At 73.6% G+C, this 21,586-nt stretch carries 22 protein-coding genes and 1 pseudogene; 16 read left to right on the forward strand and 7 right to left on the reverse strand.

What is annotated here, in order from left to right; all coding sequences use genetic code 11:
* Positions 1-48: 48 nt before the first annotated feature.
* The 4 genes from ACGF5O_RS35655 to mftR all read left to right on the forward strand — a co-directional run bounded on the left by ACGF5O_RS35655 (position 49) and on the right by mftR (position 3,360).
* Positions 49-774 carry a response regulator transcription factor gene (locus ACGF5O_RS35655; protein WP_393814041.1) on the forward strand — a complete coding sequence of 242 codons (726 nt, stop codon included), beginning with the start codon at positions 49-51 and terminating at the stop codon, positions 772-774.
* A 177-nt stretch (positions 775-951) separates the two neighbouring features.
* Positions 952-1,422 (forward strand): VOC family protein, encoded by a 471-nt coding sequence (locus tag ACGF5O_RS35660; RefSeq protein WP_393814042.1) that lies wholly within the window; start codon positions 952-954, stop codon positions 1,420-1,422.
* A gap of 140 nt (positions 1,423-1,562) precedes the next feature.
* Positions 1,563-2,390, forward strand: a complete 828-nt coding sequence (locus ACGF5O_RS35665) for an SDR family oxidoreductase (RefSeq protein WP_393814043.1) — start codon at positions 1,563-1,565, stop codon at positions 2,388-2,390.
* Between the two features lie 340 nt (positions 2,391-2,730).
* Entirely contained in the window at positions 2,731-3,360 is a 630-nt protein-coding gene (mftR, locus tag ACGF5O_RS35670; protein WP_393814044.1) for a mycofactocin system transcriptional regulator, read from the forward strand.
* Positions 3,361-3,424: 64 nt separating this feature from the next.
* On the opposite strand, the gene mftG is transcribed toward mftR, so the two are convergent.
* Positions 3,425-5,101: a mycofactocin system GMC family oxidoreductase MftG gene (mftG, locus tag ACGF5O_RS35675; RefSeq protein ID WP_393814045.1), complete on the reverse strand. Its 1,677-nt coding sequence runs from the start codon at positions 5,099-5,101 to the stop codon at positions 3,425-3,427.
* A gap of 54 nt (positions 5,102-5,155) precedes the next feature.
* Here mftG and mftA point away from each other — a divergent pair, with 54 nt between their 5' ends.
* From mftA to ACGF5O_RS35720, 9 genes are all read left to right on the forward strand, one after another.
* Positions 5,156-5,293, forward strand: coding sequence for a mycofactocin precursor MftA (gene mftA, locus ACGF5O_RS35680; protein ID WP_393814046.1), 138 nt, complete (start codon positions 5,156-5,158; stop codon positions 5,291-5,293).
* Between the two features lie 10 nt (positions 5,294-5,303).
* Positions 5,304-5,579 (forward strand): mycofactocin biosynthesis chaperone MftB, encoded by a 276-nt coding sequence (gene mftB / locus ACGF5O_RS35685; protein WP_393814047.1) that lies wholly within the window; start codon positions 5,304-5,306, stop codon positions 5,577-5,579.
* Positions 5,576-6,829, forward strand: coding sequence for a mycofactocin radical SAM maturase (mftC, locus tag ACGF5O_RS35690; protein WP_393814048.1), 1,254 nt, complete (start codon positions 5,576-5,578; stop codon positions 6,827-6,829). The genes mftB and mftC overlap by 4 nt, the downstream gene beginning before the upstream one ends.
* Positions 6,822-8,120 carry a pre-mycofactocin synthase MftD gene (gene mftD, locus ACGF5O_RS35695; RefSeq protein WP_393814049.1) on the forward strand — a complete coding sequence of 433 codons (1,299 nt, stop codon included), beginning with the start codon at positions 6,822-6,824 and terminating at the stop codon, positions 8,118-8,120. Before mftC ends, mftD begins: the two co-directional genes overlap by 8 nt.
* Complete coding sequence (mftE, locus tag ACGF5O_RS35700) at positions 8,117-9,070, forward strand: mycofactocin biosynthesis peptidyl-dipeptidase MftE (protein WP_393814050.1); 954 nt, start codon at positions 8,117-8,119, stop codon at positions 9,068-9,070. The genes mftD and mftE overlap by 4 nt, the downstream gene beginning before the upstream one ends.
* A gap of 31 nt (positions 9,071-9,101) precedes the next feature.
* Positions 9,102-10,487: a mycofactocin biosynthesis glycosyltransferase MftF gene (mftF, locus tag ACGF5O_RS35705; RefSeq protein WP_393814051.1), complete on the forward strand. Its 1,386-nt coding sequence runs from the start codon at positions 9,102-9,104 to the stop codon at positions 10,485-10,487.
* A 125-nt stretch (positions 10,488-10,612) separates the two neighbouring features.
* Positions 10,613-11,794, forward strand: a complete 1,182-nt coding sequence (locus ACGF5O_RS35710; RefSeq protein WP_393814052.1) for a hydroxylase — start codon at positions 10,613-10,615, stop codon at positions 11,792-11,794.
* Positions 11,791-12,357 (forward strand): flavin reductase family protein, encoded by a 567-nt coding sequence (locus tag ACGF5O_RS35715; protein ID WP_393814053.1) that lies wholly within the window; start codon positions 11,791-11,793, stop codon positions 12,355-12,357. Before ACGF5O_RS35710 ends, ACGF5O_RS35715 begins: the two co-directional genes overlap by 4 nt.
* 56 nt (positions 12,358-12,413) lie before the next feature.
* Positions 12,414-13,151, forward strand: coding sequence for a hypothetical protein (locus ACGF5O_RS35720; RefSeq protein WP_393814054.1), 738 nt, complete (start codon positions 12,414-12,416; stop codon positions 13,149-13,151).
* A 53-nt stretch (positions 13,152-13,204) separates the two neighbouring features.
* Here the strand turns inward: ACGF5O_RS35720 and ACGF5O_RS35725 are convergent, their stop codons facing one another.
* The 3 genes from ACGF5O_RS35725 to ACGF5O_RS35735 form a co-directional block, all read right to left on the reverse strand.
* Positions 13,205-13,963, reverse strand: coding sequence for an SDR family NAD(P)-dependent oxidoreductase (locus ACGF5O_RS35725; RefSeq protein WP_393814055.1), 759 nt, complete (start codon positions 13,961-13,963; stop codon positions 13,205-13,207).
* 61 nt (positions 13,964-14,024) lie between these two features.
* Entirely contained in the window at positions 14,025-14,789 is a 765-nt protein-coding gene (locus tag ACGF5O_RS35730; RefSeq protein ID WP_393814056.1) for an SDR family NAD(P)-dependent oxidoreductase, read from the reverse strand.
* Between the two features lie 23 nt (positions 14,790-14,812).
* Complete coding sequence (locus tag ACGF5O_RS35735; RefSeq protein WP_393814057.1) at positions 14,813-15,937, reverse strand: acyl-CoA dehydrogenase family protein; 1,125 nt, start codon at positions 15,935-15,937, stop codon at positions 14,813-14,815.
* Positions 15,938-16,035: 98 nt separating this feature from the next.
* Here ACGF5O_RS35735 and ACGF5O_RS35740 point away from each other — a divergent pair, with 98 nt between their 5' ends.
* The 3 genes and pseudogenes from ACGF5O_RS35740 (at position 16,036) to ACGF5O_RS35750 (ending at position 17,996) form a co-directional block, all read left to right on the forward strand.
* The gene (locus ACGF5O_RS35740) at positions 16,036-17,208 is read left to right on the forward strand and encodes a thiolase family protein (protein ID WP_393814058.1); all 1,173 of its coding nucleotides are present in this window, start codon (positions 16,036-16,038) and stop codon (positions 17,206-17,208) included.
* A 113-nt stretch (positions 17,209-17,321) separates the two neighbouring features.
* Positions 17,322-17,390: pseudogene (locus tag ACGF5O_RS35745) on the forward strand (hypothetical protein); the annotation flags it as partial.
* Between the two features lie 264 nt (positions 17,391-17,654).
* Entirely contained in the window at positions 17,655-17,996 is a 342-nt protein-coding gene (locus tag ACGF5O_RS35750; protein ID WP_393814181.1) for an enoyl-CoA hydratase-related protein, read from the forward strand.
* A gap of 70 nt (positions 17,997-18,066) precedes the next feature.
* Here ACGF5O_RS35750 and ACGF5O_RS35755 read toward each other — a convergent pair whose 3' ends face one another.
* From ACGF5O_RS35755 to ACGF5O_RS35765, 3 genes are read right to left on the reverse strand one after another with little or no spacing between them, the layout of a single operon-like run.
* On the reverse strand, positions 18,067-18,792 hold the full coding sequence (locus tag ACGF5O_RS35755) for an ABC transporter ATP-binding protein (RefSeq protein WP_393814059.1): 726 nt from the start codon (positions 18,790-18,792) through the stop codon (positions 18,067-18,069).
* Positions 18,789-19,637 carry an ABC transporter ATP-binding protein gene (locus ACGF5O_RS35760; protein ID WP_393814060.1) on the reverse strand — a complete coding sequence of 283 codons (849 nt, stop codon included), beginning with the start codon at positions 19,635-19,637 and terminating at the stop codon, positions 18,789-18,791. The genes ACGF5O_RS35755 and ACGF5O_RS35760 overlap by 4 nt, the downstream gene beginning before the upstream one ends.
* Entirely contained in the window at positions 19,634-21,580 is a 1,947-nt protein-coding gene (locus ACGF5O_RS35765; RefSeq protein ID WP_393814061.1) for an ABC transporter permease, read from the reverse strand. Before ACGF5O_RS35765 ends, ACGF5O_RS35760 begins: the two co-directional genes overlap by 4 nt.
* Positions 21,581-21,586: the final 6 nt, after the last annotated feature.

Genomic DNA, 21,586 nt, shown 5'->3' on the forward strand with positions numbered 1-21,586 from the left:
AAGTTTCTGATAGGGTGTGTGCCCGCGTCACCATGAGAGGGACCTGTCGTGCGAGCGAACCTCGAGGAGCGGCCGTCGCCGCCACCGTCGCGCGGCGGCGGACGGGACGTCCTGATCGTCGGCCATGACTCCGCCGAGACCGATCTGCTGACCACCACGCTGGAGCTGGCCGGCTACCGCGTCGCGGGTGTGGCGGGCACCGGCGCCGAGGGCGTCGAGCGGATCACGCGCCGCCGTTTCGACCTGGTCGTCTGGGACGCCACGCTGCCGGACCTGAAAGAGGTCGCCCGGGGCGGCCGCATCGGGCCCGAGGACCGCCCGCCGCTGCTCTACCTGATCACCTGCGAGTACCTGTACACCCTCCTGCCCGTGCTGGGCCGCGGCCGGGAGGACTACGTCACCAAGCCCGTCCGCACCACCGAGGTCCTGGCCCGGGCCCAGCTCCTGCTGCGCGGCGCCCAGCGGGAGGGCCGCCCCGGGGAGCTCGGCTACGGCGACCTCGTCCTCGACGACACCGTCTGCGAGGCCTGGCGCGGCAGCAGGCCGCTGGATCTGAGCCCCGCCGAGTACCGGCTGCTGCGCCACCTGCTCGCCAACGCCGGACGCGTGCTGTCGAAGGAGCAGATCGGCAGGTACGTCTGGGGCGAGTTCCGGGCGACCGACGCCATCGAGAAGCTCGTCTCCCGCCTGCGGCACAAGGTCGACCGGGGCGAGCCCGCGCTGATCCACACCCGGCGCGGCTTCGGCTACTGGCTGGGACACCCGCGCGACTGAGCCGCGGCCCCGAGCACCGGTCTGGAGCACCGGTCTCGAACACCGGTCTGGAGCACTGGTTGTGGCGCGGGTGACGGCCGTCACGTCCGGAAATTGTCGGGAAGTCGTCCGGGAGGTGTCAGACCGTCCCGTTTGCATGCGGGTACGGAGCCCGATCCCGACGCACCAGGAGACACCATGACCGGCAACCTCAGGCCCGCGGACCAGTTCCACATCGGCATCGTCGCCGAGGATTTCGACGCCACGAAGAAACAGCTCTCGGAACACTTCGGGTTCGACTGGTCCGAGGACATGGGCGGGCCGGTCGACGTCCGGCTGGCCGACGGCGAAAGTGCCGTCGACTTCCGGTGCGCCTACGCCCGGTCGTCCGGCGCCGGGACCCGGCTGGAGATCGTCCGGAAGGTGCCCGGGACCTTCTGGGAGCCGACCGACGGCTCCGGCATCCACCACCTCGGCTACTGGTCCGACGACGTCGCGGCCGACGTCGCCGCACTCGAACGGCACGGCTACGTGACCGAGGCGACCCGCAAGGGCCCCGACGGCGCCCTGTTCTTCGCGTTCCTGCGCAGCGCCGGCGAGACGGGCTTCCGGGTCGAGCTGGTGAGCAGGGCCGCCCAGCCGGCGATGGAACGGGCCTGGGCCCGGTAGACGCACGCCGGCCGGGGCCGGGTCGTCCCTGCCGAGCACGCCACGGCGCCGACACCACGGCACCGACACCACCCCCTGTCACCCCTGTGACCCCTTTCATCCCTTTCACCCATCTCATTGACGTCGCCAAGGAGCGAGACATGACGACCGTAGGAATAGTCACCGGAGCCGGACGCGGCATGGGAGAGGCCTGTGCGCGGCGGCTCGCCGGCACGGTGGACGTGCTGCTGCTCGTCGACCGGGACGCGGACGGCGCGGACACCGTCGCGAAGAGCCTCGACGACCCGGCCGGGCGCACCCGGGCCGAGGCGTTCGGCCTCGACGTCACCGACCGCGAGGGCCTGGCCCGGCTCGCCGCACGGGTCGCGGAACTCGGCACGCTGCGCTCCGTCGCCCACGCGGCCGGCATCTCGCCCACCATGGCCGACTGGCGCCGCATCTTCGAGGTCGACCTCATTGGCACCGCCCTGCTCGCCGAGGCGCTCCGCCCGCTCGCCACCGACGGCACCGCGCACGTCTACTTCTCCTCGATGTCCCCCCTGCTCGCCCGCGTCGACAGCCCCGACCCGGCCATCGGCGCGATCCTGGACGAGCCGCTGCGCGAGGACTTCCTCGACCGGATCCGCGAGGCCGTCGGACCGGACCTCGAACAGTCCACCCTGGCCTACCCGTGGGCCAAGCACGGCGTCGCCCGGTTCGCCCGCAAGGAGGCCGTGCGGCTCGGCCCTGTCGGCGCCCGCGTGTGCTCGCTCGCCCCGGGCATCATCGACACCCCGCAGGGCCGGCAGGAGGCGGCCAAGCAGTCGTCCATGCAGAAACTCATCGACGCGACGCCGCTCGGCCGCACCGGCAGTTCGGAAGAGGTCGCGGACGTCGTCGCCTTCATGCTGTCGGACGGGGCGAGCTTCCTGAACGGTGTCGACATCCTCGTCGACGGCGGTGTCTACGCGGCCGTCCGCGACCGCTGACGCACTCCCGGGACCGGTTCGGGAGACCCCTTTCCCGCGCGACGCGCGACGCGCGACGCGCGCCGGAGTCGGGCCGGCGCACCCGGCCGTCGTCCGTCCGCCCAACCGTCGTCCGCCCAACCGTCGTCCGCCCAACCGTCGTCCGTCCGACCGTCGTCCGTCCGACCGTCGTCCGCCCGTCCGCCCGTCCGCCCGTCCGCCCGTCCGCCCGTCCGTCCGGCCGATGTGCGGACCCGGCGGACCGCGCCTCACGAGCGGTGCGAGGATGTCGGCTGACGGCACGGGCCCGTACGGCCGCCCGCCGTCGGCAGGTGGTCGGGGCCGAAGGAGGGGATCGCGGATGAAGCCGCCACGGGGTGACACGGCGGTCTGCACGGGACCCGCCCGGCCGTCGGGCCGGCCGCGCGCCACCTCACGGGCCGCGCTCGAACGGCTGGGTTTCGAACTGTTCGCCGAGCATGGCTTCGACGACACCACGGTCGACGGCATCGCCGCCGCCGCGGGCATCGGGCGGCGCACCTTCTTCCGCTACTTCGCCTCCAAGAACGACCTCGTGTGGGGCGACTTCGAGGAACAGCTGACCAGGCTCGACGCCCTGCTCGCGGCGGCCGACCCCGAGACGCCGATGATGGACGCGCTGCGCGAGGCGGTCGTCGAGTTCAACCGGTTCGACCCGGAGATGGTGCCCTGGCACCGGCAGCGCATGACCCTCATCCTGCGCGTGCCGACGCTCCAGGCGGACTCGGCCGTGCGGTACGCGTCGTGGCGGGCCCTCGTCACGGCGTTCGCCGCCCGGCGGCTGGGCCGCCCCGCGTCCGACCTGCTGCCCCGACTGGTCGGCAGCACCACCCTGGCCGCGTGCGTCACCGCGTACGAGCAGTGGCTGGCCGACGAGGACGCCGACCTGGGCGAACTGCTGGACCTGGCCGTGCGGCAACTCGCGGACGGGTACCGGGACCTGCACGGGTAGCCGCCGCCCGCCCAGGGCCCCGCGGCCCCGCAGTCCCACCGGACGCTGGTCAGGTCGGGTCAGGTCAGGTCAGGCCGCGCCGCAGCGCGTCGGCGACGACCTCGCCGATGAGGACGGCGGTGGCCGCCGGGCCCCTGAGCGGCGGCGTCGGCAGGATGGACGTGTCCGCGACGCGCAGGCCGGCCACACCGTGCACCGCGCCGAAGCCGTCGACGGCGGCTCGGGCATCCCCGGCGGGGCCCATCGGAACCGTGCCGCAGGTGTGGTGGGACGTGCCCAGGTGCCCGAGGACCCACTCGTCGAGCAGGCGGTCGTCGCCCAGCACTCCGGCGCCCGGTTCCGCGAGCCCCGCGGAGACCTCCGCGAAGTCGGTCGTGGCCACCAACTCGGCCGTGGCACGGACCACTTCGCGCATCCGCCGCCGGTCCGCCGCCGTCGCCAGGTACCCGTAGTCGAAGCTCGGGGGCGTCGCGGGGTCGGCGGAACGGGTGCGCATCCGGCCCGTCGGCCGCGGAGTCTGGACGGAGGCGAGGAACGCGAGCGGGGCGCCGGGCACGGACGCCCGGCCGCCGGTCAGGCCGGCCGCCGGGACCAGGGACTGCAGGATCTCCAGGTCGCCAGGGTGCGCCCCGTCCGACGAGGAGAGGTGCAGCGCGCCGCCGAGCCAGGAGCCGACGGGTGCCGGCAACGGCCGCCGGGGCGCCCACTCCAGCACCACCTGCGGATGGTCGCCGAACCGCGCCCCGACGGCCGGGGCGTCCCTGACGACGGGAATGCCGAGCGACACCAGCACGCGGCGCGGTCCGATGCCCGACAGGTGCAGCAGGTGCGGGGAGCGCAACGCCCCGGCGCAGAGCACCACTTCACCGCCGTACACCGTGCCGCGGTGCCCGTCCCGCTCGACCACCACGCCGGTCGCGCGACCGCGCTCGACGACGACCCTGAGGACCGTACTGTCCCCCTCCACACGGAGGTTGGGGCGTCCGGACGCGGCCGACAGGTAGCCGATGCCCGTGTTGAGGCGTACCCCGTCCACGACGTTGCAGGGGACCGGGCCGAAACCCGGCGCGTCCTGGGCGTTCTTGTCCGGCTCGGCCGGGAGGCCGAGCCGTCGGGCCGCCGCCCGGAACGCCGCGGTGGCGGGATGACCGAGCCCGGTACGCCGGACGCGCACCGGCCCCCGGTCGCCGTGCAGTGCGCTGCCACCCTCGTCGAGGTCGGTCTCCAGCGCACGGAGGAACGGCAGCATCCGGTCGTAGGACCACGCCGGCCCGGCCGCGGCCGACCAGCGGTCGAAGTCCTCCCGCCGGGCCCGGACGAAGTACCCGCCGTTGACGGTCGTCGAGCCGCCGAGGACGCGTCCCCGCACGACCGTGTACGGGTGCCGGGGAGTGAGGTGAACGGCGTACGGCTGGACGGCGGGGTGTCCGGGCTGTGCGCCGGGCACGAGCCGGGCGTCCAGCAACTCCGGTGCGAACGCGGCCGGACGGGACGGTACCGGGCCGGCCTCCAGCAGCAGCACCCTGCGGCCGGGATCCTCGCTGAGCCGCGCCGCGAGCACGGCGCCGCTGCCACCGGCCCCGACCACTATGACGTCCGGCCGCGTCACCGGAGTCCGCCCCGCGTCCAGGAGTGACGCGGCGTCAAGTACCCGTGCGGTGGGGTCATGGTCCTCTGCGTCCTTGTCGTCCTCGTCGCCCGCTTCGAAGCTCTGTGCCTCCGGCGTCTTCACTTTCGGCACCCGGTGTCATTATTCTCCGGATGTCCGATGGGAGCGATGCCCAGGGAGAGTCGCATGAACGAATCGCCAGTCACGCAGCCCGTCCCGGACAGCGAGATCCAGGACGGGAGGACCCCGGCCGAAGACTCGCTGATCGAGGCCGACGAACTGATCGAGGAGGTCTCCATCGACGGCATGTGCGGCGTCTACTAGGCGCCGCCGGATGACCGCCATGGACCTCGACCGCGCCTGGGACCTGCATCCGCAGGTCTCGGTGCGGCCGGAACCCTTCGGTGCGCTGCTGTACCACTTCGGCACCCGCAAGCTGTCGTTCCTCAAGGACCGGCGGCTACTGGCCGTCGTCCAGGCGCTCGCGGACGCGCCCACCGCCCGTGCCGCCTGCCTGGCCGCGGGTCTCGCGGAGGTCGAACTGCCCCGCTACGGCCGGGCCCTGGCCGTACTCGCGCAGTCCTCGATGGTCGTCGGGAGGACCTCATGACCACCCCGTCCACGTCCCTGTCCACGTCCCTGTCCACGTCCCCGCCCACTTCCGCGTCCCGGCTGGTCGACCTGTTCGAGTACGGGCTCGACGCGCCGATCTGCCTCACCTGGGAACTCACCTACGCCTGCAACCTCGCCTGCACCCACTGCCTGTCCAGCTCCGGCCGCCGCGACCCGCGCGAACTGAGCACCGCCGAGGCCGAGGCCGTCATCGACGAACTGGAGGCCATGCAGGTCTTCTACGTCAACATCGGCGGCGGCGAGCCCACGGTCCGCCCCGACTTCTGGGAGCTCCTGGACTACGCCACCGCCCATCACGTGGGCGTGAAGTTCTCCACCAACGGCGTCAGGATCACCCCCGAGGCCGCAGGGCGCCTCGCCCGCAACGACTACGTGGACGTCCAGATCTCACTCGACGGCGCGACCGCCGACGTCAACGACGCGGTACGCGGCCCCGGTTCGTACGCCACGGCCGTCCGGGCACTGGAGCGCCTCGCCGCCGCCGGCATGAAGAACTTCAAGATCTCCGTGGTCTGCACCCGGCACAACATCCCGCAGCTGGACGCCTTCAAGGCGCTCGCCGACCGCTACGGCGCCCAACTGCGCCTGACCCGGCTGCGCCCCTCCGGGCGAGGCGCCGACGTCTGGGACGACCTGCACCCGACGGCCGCACAGCAACGCGAGCTGTACGACTGGCTGCTGGCACACGGCGAGCACGTGCTGACCGGCGACTCCTTCTTCCACCTCTCCGCCTACGGCCAGGCGCTGCCCGGCCTCAACCTGTGCGGGGCCGGCCGCGTCGTCTGCCTGATCGACCCGGTCGGCGACGTCTACGCCTGCCCGTTCGCCATCCACGACGAGTTCCTGGCCGGCAACGTCCGCGGGCCCGGCGGGTTTTCGGGGGTGTGGCGCGACTCGGAGCTGTTCCGGCGGCTGCGCACCCCGCAGCACGGCGGCGCCTGCGCCTCCTGCGCGTTCTACGACAGCTGCAAGGGCGGCTGCATGGCGGCCAAGTTCTTCACCGGCCTGCCCCTGGACGGACCCGACCCCGAGTGCGTGCAGGGGTACGGCGCGGAGCGGCTCGCCCGGCGTGACACGGCCCGGCTGCCCAAGCCGTCCGGCGACCACTCGCGGGGACCCGTGGACCTGGTGCTCACCCGCCGCCGCCCTCCGGTGAGCGAGTGCGCCGAGAGTCCGCTGGCCGGGCTGGACCCGACACCCACCGGAAAGGGCGGGACACATGCCTAGGAACCCCTGGTTCGAGTCGGTCGCCGAAGCCAGGCGCCGGGCGAAACGGCGGCTGCCCGGCTCCGTCTACGGCGCGCTCGTCGCGGGCTCGGAGCGTGGCCGCACGATCGACGCCAACACGGAGGCCTTCGCCGAACTGGGCTTCGCGCCGCGCGTGGTGGGCCACCATGCCCAGCGCGACCTGTCCACGACGGTCCTCGGCGTGCCCACCGCGCTGCCCGTGCTCATCTCGCCGACCGGGGTGCAGGCCGTCGACCCGGACGGGGAGGTGGCCGTGGCCCGGGCCGCCGCGAACCGGGGCGTGATCATGGGGCTCAGCTCGTTCGCGAGCAAGCCCGTGGAGGAAGTGGCCGCCGCCCAGCCCGACTTCTTCTTCCAGCTGTACTGGAGCGGCAGCCGCGACACCATGGCGCAGCGCATGGACCGGGCCAGGGCCGCCGGCGCCAGGGCGCTCATCGTCACCCTCGACTGGTCGTTCTCCCACGGCCGCGACTGGGGCAGCCCCGCCATCCCGGACAAGCTCGACCTCAGGACCATGCTGCGGTTCGCCCCCGAGGTCCTGCCCCGGCCCGGATGGCTGTGGCGCTACGCAAGATCGGGCCGCGTCCCCGACCTCACCGTCCCCAACCTGACCGCCCCCGGCGGCGAGGCCCCCACCTTCTTCGGCGCCTACGGCGAGTGGATGCGGACCCCACCGCCCACCTGGGAGGACGTCGCGTGGCTGCGTGAGGAGTGGGGCGGCCTCTTCCTCCTCAAGGGCGTCTCCCGCGTGGACGACGCCAGGCGGGCGGTCGACGCCGGTGTCTCGGCGCTGTCCGTGTCCAACCACGGCGGCAACAACCTCGACACCACCCCGGCCACCATCCGGCTGCTGCCGGCCATCGCGGAGGCCGTCGGCGACCAGATCGAGGTCCTGCTCGACGGCGGCGTCCGCCGGGGCGGCGACGTGGCCAAGGCACTCGCCCTCGGCGCCCGCGCCGTCCTGATCGGCCGCGCCTATCTCTGGGGCCTCGCCGCGAACGGCCAGGCCGGAGTCGAGAACGTCCTGGACATCATGCGCGGCGGCCTGGACTCGGCCGTCCTCGGCCTCGGCCATGCCACCGTGCGCGAACTGACCCCCGACGACCTGGCGATACCGCCCGGCTTCCGGCTGACGCTGGGCGGCGACACGGACATGGCGTCGACGCTCACGGCGGCCGATGCCGACTCCGGTTCTGCGGTTGCCGACTCGGGGCCCGCAGCCGCCGAATCCGGGCCTGCGACAGCCGACGCCGGGTCCACGGCCGCGTGACCGTGACCGGGGATGCCGTTGCGACCGAACTGGCCGACGCAGTGCCGCCGGCCCCGGACCAGACTCTGTCGCCGGTTCGTGCCGACGCCCTGTCGCCGGTCCCGGCCGACGCCCTGTCGTCGGTTCGTGCCGACGCCCTGTCGCCGGTCCCGGCCGACGCCCTGTCGTCGGTTCGTGCCGACGCCCCGTCACCGATCCGGGCCGACGCCCCGTCGCCAGTCCCGGCCGACGCCCCGTCACCCGTCCTGGCCGACGCCGTCTGGCCGGCTGTGCCCTCCGGGGGGCTCGTCCTGGTGCCGGTCGGGTCCACCGAGCAGCACGGTCCGCATCTGCCGCTGGACACCGACACCGTCGTCGCGCGTGCCGTCGCCCGGCGGGCGGCCGATGCCCTCGCGACCGGGCCGTACGGTCCGCCGCTGGTGGCACCGGCCGTGGCCTTCGGCGCGAGCGGCGAGCACGCCGGCTTTCCCGGGACCGTCTCGATCGGGCACGAGGCGCTGCGCGCGGTCGTCGTGGAACTGACCCGCTCGCTCGCCCTGTGGGCGGGCCGGATCGTGTTCGTCAACGGTCACGGCGGCAACACGGCCACGCTCGACGGGGCCCTCGCCCTGCTCCGCTCCGAGGGCCACGACGCCGCCTGGACCGCCTGCGAGGTGCCCGGCGGCGACGCGCACGCCGGCCGCACGGAGACCTCCCTGCTGCTGCACCTGGAACCCGGACGCGTCCACCTCGACGCCGCCGTCGCGGGCGACACCCGCCCCCTGCCCGTCCTCCTCCCGGAACTGATGGCCCGAGGCGTCCGCGCGGTGTCGGCATCCGGCGTCCTCGGCGACCCGGCCGGCGCCACGGCCGAGGAGGGTGGCCGTGCCATGGCCGCGCTGGTCTCCGGCACGGTCCGCCGCATCACCGCCTGGACCCCCGACGCCCGGGGCCGGCTCACCGGCCGCTGACGTCCCCCACCGCTGCGAAAGGTGCCCGCCGATGACCCTTCCCCTCGGCTTCGTCGTCGAGTTCGACCGGCACACGCGGGTGGTCGACGGCGGCCGGGCGCTGCTCGGCGGATTCCCGACCCGGCTGCTCAAGCTGACCCCGAAGGCGCGGCGGCTGTTCACCGGGCGGGTGCTGGTCGTACGGGACGCGGCGGGGGCGCTGCTCGCGGACCGGTTGCTGGCGACCGGCATGGCGCATCCCGTCGTCGGCTCGCTGCCGGCGCCTGCGGACCCCCGGTACACGGTGGTCGTGCCGGTCCGCGACCGCCCGCGCCAACTGGACCGCCTGCTGCGGAGCATCGGCCCGGGCCGCCCGGTGATCGTGGTCGACGACGCCTCCCGGCAGCCGTCCGCCGTGGCCGCCGTGGCGGCCCGGCACGGCGCCCGACTGGTCGCCCTGGCCGTCAACGTCGGCCCCGCAGGGGCGCGCAACGCCGGACTGCGCCTGGTCAGCACCCCGTACGTGGTCTTCGCCGACTCCGACATCGTGCTCGACCCCGACACGGTCCCGACCCTGCTCCGGCACTTCGCGGACCCGCAGGTCGCGATGGCCGTACCCCGCATCACCGGCCTGCCCGCCCCGGCCACGACCTGGATCGAACGGTACGAGAACTCCCGGTCCTCGCTCGACCTCGGCGCGCACCCGGCCCCGGTACGGCCCGGCACGCCCGTCTCCTGGGCCTCCTCCGCCTGCGTGGTGGCCCGCGTCGACGCGCTGGGCGAGGGCTTCGACGCCGGCATGCGGGTCGGGGAGGACGTCGACCTGTGCTGGCGGCTGGTGGCGGCCGGCCGCCGGGTGCGGTACGAACCCGCCGTCCGGGCCGCCCACGAGCACCGGGCGCGGCTGGGGGACTGGCTGCGGCGCAAGGCCTTCTACGGCACCGGGGCGCAGCCCCTCGCCGAACGGCACCCCGAGTCCGTCGCCCCCGTCGTGTTCGCCCCGTGGAGCACGGCGTTCGCCGCCGCGCTGCTCGCCGGGCGGCGCTGGTCGGCACCGGCCGCCGCGGCCGTCCTCGGCATCGTCACCGTGCGCATCGCCCGCAAGCTCGACGGCACCGAGCACCCCTACCGGCTGGCCGTGCGGCTCACCGGCAACGGGACCCTCGCCACCCTCGCGCAGACCGGTGCGCTGCTGACCCGCCACTGGTGGCCGCTGACGGCCGTCGGCTGCGTGCTCTCCGGCCGGGTGCGCCGGACCACCGCCGTCGCCGCGCTGGCCGACATCGCCCTCGAATACCGTCGGGATCAAGCCACTCTCGACCCGCTCCGCTACGGCGTCGCCCGCCGTCTCGACGACCTCGCCTACGGGGCCGGCGTCTGGTTCGCAGCCCTGCGGGCCGGGTCAGGCGCCGCGCTGCGGCCCCGCGTCACCCGCTGAGACGGCCCAGTCCCGGTCAGCGGAAAGCGCCCGGCCGCCGCCCGCACCCTGCCCCGACACTGAGACATCCCGCCGCCGGCGCCACGCCGCGCGGGCGATGGACCAGTCACCAGGAGGTGGGCGGAGTGACGCATGAAGTGGTCGGCCGTGTCGAGGAGTCGGGTCCGGAACTGGCCGCACTCGCCGACGAGAACGAGTCACTGGGCAAGTTGAGCGACCGTACCGTCGAACTGCTGCGTTCCGCCGGGGTCATACGGCTGCTGCAGCCCAAGGAGTACGGCGGTTTCGGCGCGCATCCGCGGGACTTCGCGGAGGCGGTGATGGCGGTCGCGCGGCACGACGGAGCCGCCGGCTGGGTGTGCGGTGTCGTCGGGGTCCACCCGTGGGAGCTGGCCCAGATGGACCCGCGGCTCGCCCACGAGGTGTGGGACGCCGACCCGGACACCTGGATCGCCTCCCCGTACATGCCCAACGGCATCGCCGAACCGGTCGAGGGCGGCTATGTCCTCAGCGGCCGCTGGCCGTTCTCCTCCGGCAGCGACCACTGCCGCTGGGACTTCCTCGGGGCGCTCCTCGGCGACGGCAAGGGCAGGCCCGCGGGGCCGATCACCGTGATGCACGTGGTGCTGCCCCGCTCGGACTACGAGATCATCGACGGCACCTGGGACGTCGTCGGCCTGTCCGGCACCGGCAGCAAGGACGTCGTCGTCGACAAGGCGTTCATCCCCGAATACCGCACCGTGCGGCAGGAGGCCGTCCAGGACGGGGCGGCAGCCGAGGCGATCGGGCTCACCGACACGCTCTACCGGCTGCCGTTCGCCTCGATGTTCCCGCTCGGGATCACCGCGGCCGTCATCGGCATCTGCGAGGGCGCGCTCGCCGTCCACCTAGGCCAGCAGAAGGACCGGGTCGCGGTGACCGGCGTCCAGGTCCGCGACGACCCGTACGTGCTCTACGCGGCCGGGGAGGCCGCCGCCGAGATCGCCGCCTCACGGGTACAGCTCATCGACGGCATCAGCCGGTTGTACGACAAGGCCGAGGCGGGCCGGCCGATCACCATCGAGGACCGGGCGAACGTGCGGCGCAACCAGGTGCGTTGTGCCTGGCGGGCGGTCTCCGCGCTGGACGAGATCTTCGCGCGGTCCGGCGGCAACGCCATCCGGCGCGGCAACCCGATCCAGCGGTACTGGCGGGACGCGCACGTCGGACTCCAGCACATGATCCACGTGCCCGGCACGGCGTACCACGCCAACGCCCTGGCGCAGATGGGGCTCGAACTGCCCGAGGCGATGCGGGTCCTGATATGAGGGACGGCGCGGTCCGTGCCCGGGAGGTGGATGTGATCGAGGGCCGCCGCTTCCGTGACGTGCTCGGCAACTTCCCGACCAGCGTGGTCGCGATCACCACCACGGACGCCGGATCGCGCCCGCACGGGATGATCGTCGGCACCTTCACCTCGGTCTCCCTGGACCCGCCGCTGGTGTCCTTCCTGGCCGACCGCTCCTCCACCACCCTGGGGACGATCAGGGCCGCCGGCCGCTTCTGCGCCAACGCGCTCGCGGGCGACCAGGAGCGGCTCTCCCGGCGGATGGCGGCCGGCCCGGCGGGCGAGCGGTTCACCGACATGGCCTGGGGGCCCTCGCCGCTGGGCAGTCCCGTCCTGGACGGGGTCGTCGCCTGGGTGGACTGCGCGGTGGAACAGGTCGTAGAGATCGGCGACCACCTGCTGGTCGTGGGCCGGGTCCACGACCTGTGCGTCGAGTCGTTGAAGACCCCGCTGCTGTTCTTCCGCGGCGGATACGGCGACTACCTCTCCAGCGCGGCGCTGCTGCTGGACAGGCTCGTCGGCTGGGACGAGATCGGTCGGTAGGCACCGGTCGGAGCAGCCGGCCGGCGGACGCCGGCCGGCCCACAAGGGAGCCGCAGTTGAGAAGAGACCTCTATCTGAGACTGGAACGCATCTCGGCCTGGTGCGGAGTCGTCCTGCTGGTCGGCTTCATCGCCGCCTTCGGCGCGGGCCACCTCCTCACCCCGGTGGACCCGCAGATGAGCCCCGCGGACCTCGTCACGTTCCTGCACGACCACCGCACCGGGATCCTGTGGTGCACCGTGATCATGGTGCTGGCCGTGCCCTTCGAGTACCCGTACGTCGTCGTGACGAGCCTTCAGATGAAGCGCGTCGAGGGCGGCTGGGGTCTGCTGTCCATGATCCAGCTGACCACCGGTGTGGTCGCCCCGCTGGGCTTCTTCTTCCCCCTCGCCATCCTCTCCGCCGCCGCGTACCGGCCGGAGATCCACTCGCCCGACGTGCTGGCCGCGCTGACCGACACCTTCAACCTCATGCTGGTGGGCAACGCGTGCATCTTCGTCCTCCAGGTCTGGTCGATCGGCTACACCGCGTTCATCGACCACCGGGACAAGCAGGTCTTCCCCAAGTGGTACGGCTGGCTGAGCATCGCGCTGGGCGTGCTCCTCATCCCCGGAGCCTTCGTCTTCGTCGTCCACAGCGGGCCGTTCGCCTGGAACGGCGTCCTCGCGAACGTGATCCCCTCGCTGACGTACTTCGTCTGGAAGATCGCCACTCCTTACGTACTGCTCAAGGCGATCAAGTCGGAGGAGCAGGAAACGGCCGGCCAGGCGGCGGCCCAGCCGGTGGCCGTCTGAGCACACGCCTGTGGCCGTGACCCCCGGTGAGGGTCACGGCCACAGGCGTGTCGTCAGACGGAGAGCGCGAACCCGCCCGTCACCCGCAGGGTCTCACCGGTCACGAAGGACGCCTTCGAGGAGACCAGGTAGAGCAGCGCCTCCACGATGTCCTCCTCCCGGCCCTCCCGCGGCAGGATCTGCTCCCCGAGGACACGTTCCGCCTCGGCGGGGGAGAGCTGGGCCCGCACCGCGTCGGTGAGGATCAGACCTGGCGCGATGGCGTTGACCCGGATGCCGTCGGCGGCGAACTCCCGCGCGAAGGACACCGTCAGGCCGCGGACGGCGAGCTTGGAGACGCCGTAGATGCTGCGGTTCGCGTAGGCCGCCGACGAGGAGATGTTGACGACGCAGGCGCCGGTACGGCCCTTCATGGCGTCGCGGGCGGCCATCGTGCAGATGACGGTGCCCATGATGTTGACGTCGACGACACGCCGGACCCTGGCCAGGCCCAGTTCGGTGAACGGCTTGTTGTAGGCGGCGTGCAGACCGGCGTTGTTGACCAGGATGTCGAGTCCGCCGTGGCGTGCGGCGATGGCGTCCACCACGGCGCCGACGCCGTCCTCGTCGGCGACGTCGCAGGCGACCCCGGTCGCGCCCCGGCCCCGTGCGGTCAGCTCCCGGGCCGCCTCGGCCGCGGCGTCGCCGTCGATGTCGGCGAGCACGACGTGCGCCCCGAGCGCCGACAGCGCCTCGCCGAACGCCTTGCCGAAGCCCCGGCCGCCGCCGGTGATCAGGGCGACCCTGCCCTGGTGCGGTGTGTCGTCCGCCATCAGAACCTCACTCCGATCACGTCGGTCACGTCGAACACGTCGGTCTCTTCGGTCACTTCGGTCACTTCGGTCCGAACCGCTGGCCGGCGTCGAGACGCAGGCACTGGCCGTTCAGCATCGGGTTGTCCACGACCGCCAGCGCGAGTTTCGCGTACTCGTCGGGCCGGCCGAGGCGCCGGGGGAACGCGGCGTCCTTCACCAGGGCGGCCCGCGTCTCGGCGGGGATCTTCTCGGTGGCACCGGTCTCGAACAGGCTCGGCGCGATGGCGACGACCCGGATGCCGAGGGAGCCGAGATCCCGGGCCATGGTCAGGCTCATGCCGGCGATGGCGGCCTTGGCGGCGGAGTAGGCGACCTGCCCGACCTGCCCCTCGAAGGCGGCGATCGAGGAGGTGTTGACGATGACCCCGCGTTCGCCGTCGGGTTCCTCGGGCTCGTTGCGGCTCATGTGCGCGGCGGCCAGCCGGCTGATGTTGAAGGTGGCGACGGTGTTCAGGTCGAGCACCCGGCGAAAGGTCTCCAGATCGTGCGGACCGTCCTTGCCGAGGGTGCGCCGCACACTGCCGCCGCCCGCCGTCGTGACCGACACATGCAGTCCGCCCAGCGCCTGTACGGCCGCCTCCAGGGCGCTCTCGGCCGCCGCGAAATCGGTCACGTCGACGGGGTGGAAGCTGCCGCCGAGCGCGGCGGCGACCTCACCGCCGGCCGACGCCGGACGGTCCAGTACGGCGACGTCGGCGCCGCGGGCCGCGAGGAGTTCGGCGGTGGCCCGGCCCATGCCGGAGGCGCCGCCGAACACCACCGCCTTCTTTCCCTTGATCTCCATGGGGAACCTTTCGGATCGTCCGCTCACACGGATGCGGGAGAAGCACGCAGCAGGGTGCACAGCCGGTCGCGGTGGACGGCTGCATCGCCGTACAGCAGGCTGTCGGCCCTGGCCCGGCGCAGGTGGAGGTGGAGCTCGTGCTCCCAGGTGAAGCCGATGCCGCCGTGCAGCTGGAGGGCCTGGCCCGCGACCTCGCCCGCCGCGACCGCGACGTACGCGGCGGCGGCGCAGGCGGCCCGGCCGGCGTCCGCGGCGCCCGCGTCGGCGGCCATCGCCGCGTAGGCGGTGGCGGCGCGGGCGCCGTGCACGCGCAGCGCCATGTTGGCGCAGGCGTGCTTGACGGCCTGGAAGGTGCCGATGGGCCGGCCGAACTGGACGCGGGACGTGGTGTGTCCGACGGTGAGCTCCAGCATGCGCTCCATCACCCCGAGCGCGTCGGCGCAGCGCAGCACCGACGCCTCGTCCAGCAGCCGCTGGATCTCGCCGGGCCCGGCATCGAGCCGTCCGTCCGCCGGCACGCGCACGCCCTCGAACCGGACCTCGTGGAACGAGCGGGTCAGGTCCAGGACCCGCTGCCGCCGGACGGTCACACCGGGGGCCGTACGGTCGACGAGGAACGATGCCGGGATTCCGTCCTGGCGTGCGGTGACGAGCAACCAGCGGGCGCCGCCCGCGTCCTGCACCGCCGTCTTCACCCCGTCCAGGACGAACGTGTCACCGGCGGACTCGGCCGTGGCCCGTGTGCCGTCCAGGGACCACGGGGCGTGCGGTTCGGCGAAGGCCCAGGTGGCCCAGTCCGAGCCCGCGGCGAGCGCGGGCAGCACCTCGGCGCGCAGCGCGGCCGACCCCGTGGCGGCGAGCGCCCGCCCGGCGACGGCGGTGGGCGTGACCGGGCCCCGGCCGAGCGCGCGCCCCATCTCCTCGGCGACGAGGGCGAGTTCGACCAGACCCTGGCCGGCGCCGCCGTACTCCTCGGGCAGGCCGAGACCGGGCCAGCCGAGGCCGGCCGTCAGCCGCCATACATCGGGATCGACGTCCTCCGCGCGGTCCGCCCAGGCCCGTACGTGCCCGATCGGAGCCCGCTCCGACAGCAGGTCCCGGGACGCCTCGCGGAGCAGCTCCTGCTCTTCGCTGAGCTCGAAGTTCACCCGAGCAAGGTATCCTCTTTTGCCTGCCCGGTCGAGATCCTCGGGGCAGATTGCGGGCAACCTGTTGATCATTCGCTTAGTTGAGTATTCTGAATTGCATGGTTGATGCCGTTCTTCTCTCCGCGTGCCGCACCGCCATCGGAACCGCCCGCCGGGGGAGTCTGCGGGACACCGACGCCTTCGAGCTCGCCGCCGTCGTAGTCCGGGAGGCCGCCCGGCGCAGCGGACTGCCACCCGAGGCGATCGACGACGTCGTCCTCGGCGAATCCCTGGCCGGTGGCGGTGACATCGCCCGCCACGCGGCACTCCGGGCGGGCCTGACCCATGTCCCCGGCCTGGCCCACAACCGGCACTGCGCCTCCGGACTGGCCAGCGTGGCCACCGCCGCCGCCGGGGTGCGGGCCGGCATGGACCGGGCCGTGATCGCGGGCGGCACGCACTCCTCGTCGACCGCCCCGCTGGCCCGGCGGCGGATCCCGGGCACCGACGACTGGCAGGACCCCTGGATGGCACCGACCCATGTGCCGACGCCCGAGGCGCCCAACGACGACATGGGGTTCCTCGTCGGCTGGAACACCGCCCGGCTGGCCGGGCTCACCCGCGAGGAGATGGACGCCTGGGCGCTGCGCTCCCACGCGCGGGCCGTACGCGCCATCGACGAGGGCCGGTTCACCGACGAGATCGTGCCCGTGCCGGTCACCGGCCGGGACGGGACCACCTTCGTCTTCGACACCGACGAGCACCCGCGCCGCGACACCAGCGCCGAGAAGCTCGCCGCGCTGAAGGTGCTGCACCCCGAGATCGAGGGGTTCTCCATCACGGCCGGCAACTCCAGCGGAGTCAACGACGGCGCCGCCGCGGTCCTCGTCGCCGGCTCGGACCTGGCCGCCGCGCACGGGCTCAACCCGATCGCGACCGTACGGTCCTGGGCGAGCGTGGGAGTGGACCCCGTCGAGACGGGGCTCGCGCCGGTCGCTGCCATCCGCAAGGCCCTCGACCGGGCCGGGCTCGGCATCGGCGACGTCGACCTGTTCGAGGTCAACGAGGCCTTCGCGGCCGTGGCCGTGGCGACCACCCGCGCGTTGGGCCTCGACCCGGAGCGGGTCAACCCGTTCGGCAGCGGCTGCAGCCTCGGGCACCCGATCGCCACCACCGGCACCCGTATGGTCGTGACCCTCGCGCACGAACTGCGCCGCCGGGGCGGCGGGACCGCGGTCGCCGCCATGTGCGCGGGCGGCGGCATGGGATCCGCGCTGGTCCTGACGGTGTGACCGACGGTGGTCCAGGTCGGGGCCGAAGGACTGGACTGGACTGCCGCTGGGCGGACGGTGTGCTGTGGCTGACGCTCGACCGGCCGCAGGCACGCAACGCCACGACCATCGCCATGCGTCGCGGGCTGGTCGAGGCGGTCCGGGCGGCCGACGCCGACGCGGAGACCCGGCTGGTCGTGCTCACCGGCACCGACCCCGCGTTCGCCGCCGGCATCGGCTTCAAGGATGCGCTGGGCAACGGCACCGGCTCCCCGCGTGGTGCGCGCCCGCACCCCCGCCGAGGTGGACCGGGCGTCCCGCACCCCGGCGCTCGGAGTAGTCAACGGCCGCTGATACACCGGGGCGTTGGAGCTGGAGCTGGAGCTGGCGTGCTCGTTCCTCGTCGCCTCCGACCGGGCGCGGTTCGCCGACACCCATGCCGCGATCGGACTGGCGGCGGGCTGAGGATGAGCGCGCTGCTGCCACGCGCGGTCGGCGCCCGGCTCGCGCACCGGATGATGCTGACGGGCGAGCCGATCGACGCCCGACGGCCCCCGGCGGCTGGCCTGGTCACCGAAGTCGTACCGCACGACTGCCCGCTCGACCTGGCACGCGAGATCGCGGCCCTGATCCGCGCCGCCCACCCCGGGTCCGTGGCGGAGCCCCTCGCTCTCCTCGCGGACGGCGAGGACACCAGCCTCGCCCGCGCCCGCGCCCTGGAGGCACGCGCGACCGACGTGGCTGAGGTGGCATGCCGGTTCGGCAGCGCCCCAAAGGGGCGCGGGGAACTGCGCGACCAGCCACGATGACGCCGCAGACGACCGCGGGCGCATGGGCGGTCCCGCAGCGGAGCCGCACATCAATACAGCGCCGGAGCGTTCAAGCCGCCGTAGCCTCCCCCAGGTACCGCCGCAGTAACTCCGGCCCCGCCAACCCCGCGTCCCCCGCCCAGGCGACCCGCCCCCGCCGCAGCACAACGCAGTGATCCGCGAAGTCCAGCGCCCGGCTCGCGAACTGCTCGATCATGACGACGGCCACGCCGGCGGACCGGGCCCGCCGCAGGCTCTCGAAGACCACGTCGACCATCTTCGGCGCGAGCCCCAGCGACAGCTCGTCGGCGATCACCAGCCGAGGGTCGGCCGTCAGGGCCCGCGCCAGGGACAGCATCTGCTGCTCGCCGCCCGACAGCGTGCCCGCGGCCTGCCGCCGCCGCTCCCGCAGCACCGGAAAGATCCCGAAGGCCCGCTCCAGGGCCGCCGCCCTGCCGCGCCGGTCGCAGGCGGTGGCCATCCGGAGGTTCTCCAGCACCGTCAGGGCGGGGAACACCCCACGTCCCTCGGGGAGATGGACCAGTCCGGCGCGGCGGATCGCGTCGGGGGGCTGCCCGGTGAGGTCCCTGCCGTCCAGCGCGAAGGCTCCGGTGGCGGCCGGGACGAGCCCCGACAGGGCCCTGGCCAGCGTGCTCTTGCCGGCCCCGTTCGGTCCCAGCACCGCGAGCGCGCTGTTCGGCCGCACCTGGAACGACACGTCCCGCAGCGCCTGGGAGGCCCCGTAGTTGACGGTCAGATCCCGGACGGCGAGCAGCGGCGAGCCGGTGGCGTTCATGCGGAAGTCCTTTCCTCACCCTGCCCGGCGACTTGGCCCTCACCCTGGCCCCCACCCTGCCCCGCGCCCAGGTACGCGGCGCGTACGGCGGGGTCGCGGCGCACCTCGGCGGGGGAGCCCGCGCAGATCTCGACGCCGAAGTCGAGGACGTGGACCACGTCGCTCATCCCCAGCACGAGCTCGACGTCGTGCTCGACCAGCAGCAGCGACACCCCGTGGTCGGCCACGACCCGGGTGAGCGTCGCCGCCAGCTCCTCGGTCTCGCGCGCGTCGAGCCCGGACGACGGCTCGTCGAGGAGCAGCACGCCGGGGTCGACGGCGAGCGCCCGGGCGATCTCCAGCAGCCGGCTGGTGCCCAGCGGCAGCCCGCCGACCGGCCGGTGCGCCAGCCCGGTCAGCCCCAGCGCCGCGAGCAGCACATCGGTCCTGCGGTCCTCGTCGGCCGGCGCCCGCCGGAAGCCGCCCCCGGTGACCAGGTCGGTCCAGATCCGGTGCCGGGTGTGCCGCAACCGGTACGCGAGCACCACGTGTTCCCGGACGGTCAGCCCCGGGAACAGCTCCGGATGCTGGAAGGTACGCGCCAGCCCCCGCCGGGCCCGCGCCTGCGCACTGACCCGGGTGACGTCCCGGCCGTCCATCAGGACCGCGCCCTCGCTCGGCGCGAGCAGCCCGGACAGTACGGCGAACAGGGTGCTCTTGCCCGCGCCGTTGGGGCCCACCAGGCCGACCACCGAGGCGGGCGGCACCGCCAGGTCGACCTTGCTCAGGGCGAGCAGCCCGCCGAAACGGACGGTGACCCCGCGCGCCTCGATGCGCGGTGGTGCCGTACCCGGTGCCCGGCTCATACGAGTTCTCCCTCGGGTTCCGCCCCGGGCGCCGAGGGCTCCCCGGCGCGGGCTCGCCGTGTCTGCCGCCAGCGGCCCAGCTCGCGCAGTTGCCGCGCGTGCATCGCGGTGATCCCCTCGGGGTTGCGGGCGAGCATGACCGCGCCGAACCCGAACAGGACGACCGGGACCTCGGCCCAGCGGGTCGGCAGATACGTCTGGAACACGCTGGGCAGCACCGCGAACGCCACTCCGGCGACGAGCGCCCCCACGACGGGCCGCGCCCCCACGGTGACCAGGACGGCCAGCCAGACCAGGCCGGTGAACGGGTTGAACGAGTCGGGCAGCGCCGACTGGTAGGCGAGCGCCAGGAGACCGCCGCCGACCGCCGCGACGAAGGTGGCCACGGCGGAGACCAGCACCTTGACCGGCACCACGCCGAGTCCGAGCGTGCGGGACCCGGCCTCGCTCCAGCGGACCGCCGTCACGGCGAGCCCCGCGGTCGAACGCCGCAGGTTGACGACGAACAGGCCCAGTACGGCGAAGACCGCCAGGGCGAGCAGCGCGAAGGTCCGGTTGTCCAGTGCCCAGGCGGGGCGGGGCATGAAGATGCCCTGGCCGGACCGGTAGAAGCGGTCGCGCAGGAAGACCAGGTTCTGGGCGAGCAGTCCGAAGGTCAGGGTCACCAGTGCGACGTACAGGTTGCCCAGCCGGATCGTCAGCAGCCCCAGCACCACACCCACCGGGACCACGCACACCGCGCTCACCAGCACCGCCGCGAGCGGCGGCCACCCGGAGTCCGTGGTCAGGTCGGCGGCGAACAGCGCGCCGAACCCCGCGAAGGTGATCTGGCACAGCCAGATCATGCCGCCCTCACCGGTGACGAGCGTGCCGGACAGCAGCGCCGTGGCCAGCGCGATGCCGGTGGCCGTCAGCCCGGTCCAGAAGTCGTCGAGGACCAGCGGCAGACACCCGACGACGGCGAGCGTCGCCAGCGGGGCCAGGAACCCCGAGGGCGTCGTGACCGCGGGCGCGCCCGTCCCCTCGGCGCGGACGGCGCGGTCCAGCACACCGCCCGCGGACGCGTCGCCCGCCCGGCCGCGCACCGCGTGGGCCAGCAGGAAGACGAGCATGAAGAGGAAGGGGACGCTCGGCACGATCTGCGCCGACAGCGCGCTCTGCGGATCGAGGTAGCGCTGGATCACGCTGGTGACCACGCCCATGGCCAGGGCGGCTGCGACGGCCGTCGGCAGACTGCGCAGCCGGGCCGCCACCACGGCCGCGAAGGCGGCCGCCATCAGGAACGTCATCCCGTCCACGGACAGTCCGGCGGTGGGCGCGACGAGGACCCCGGCCAGCCCCGCCAGCAGCGAACTGACCGCCCACACCCCGAGCGACACCCGCGTCGGACTGACCCCCGACATGGCGGTGAGCGCCTCGGAGTCGACCAGGGCGCGGACCTTCAGGCCGAGGTCGGTGAAGCGCAGCAGCACGGTACCGGCGACCAGGACCACGGCGAGCCCCGCGTAGGTGATCAGCTGGTTCATGTCGACCACCGCGCCGAACGGCCGGTAGACCGCGACGGGTTGGGGCGCCAGACCCGGCGCGGTGGCGTTCACGAGGCGCCCGAGCACGAGGTCGACCAGCGGCGGAAGCGCGACCGACAGACCGATCGTGGCGACGATCTTCACCAGCGGTGAGCGCAGCCGCAGGTGACGGAAGAGCACCAGGTACAGGAGCACTCCCAGCAGGGGGCCGAACAGGCCGATCGCGACGACGGCGGCGAGCGGCAGCGGCCAGCCCTGCCCGACGTACAGGAAGTAGTAGAAGCGCGCCACGGTGAACGCCATGGCCCCGAACGCGAAGTTGAACACGCCCGACGAGACATGGGTGACGACCAGTGAGGCCGCGGCGATGGCGTAGACGGCCCCCAGGGCGAGGCCGGCGACAACGTAGGAGAGCAACGACGG

Source organism: Streptomyces sp. NPDC048291 (assembly GCF_043201715.1).
Classification (GTDB): domain Bacteria; phylum Actinomycetota; class Actinomycetes; order Streptomycetales; family Streptomycetaceae; genus Streptomyces.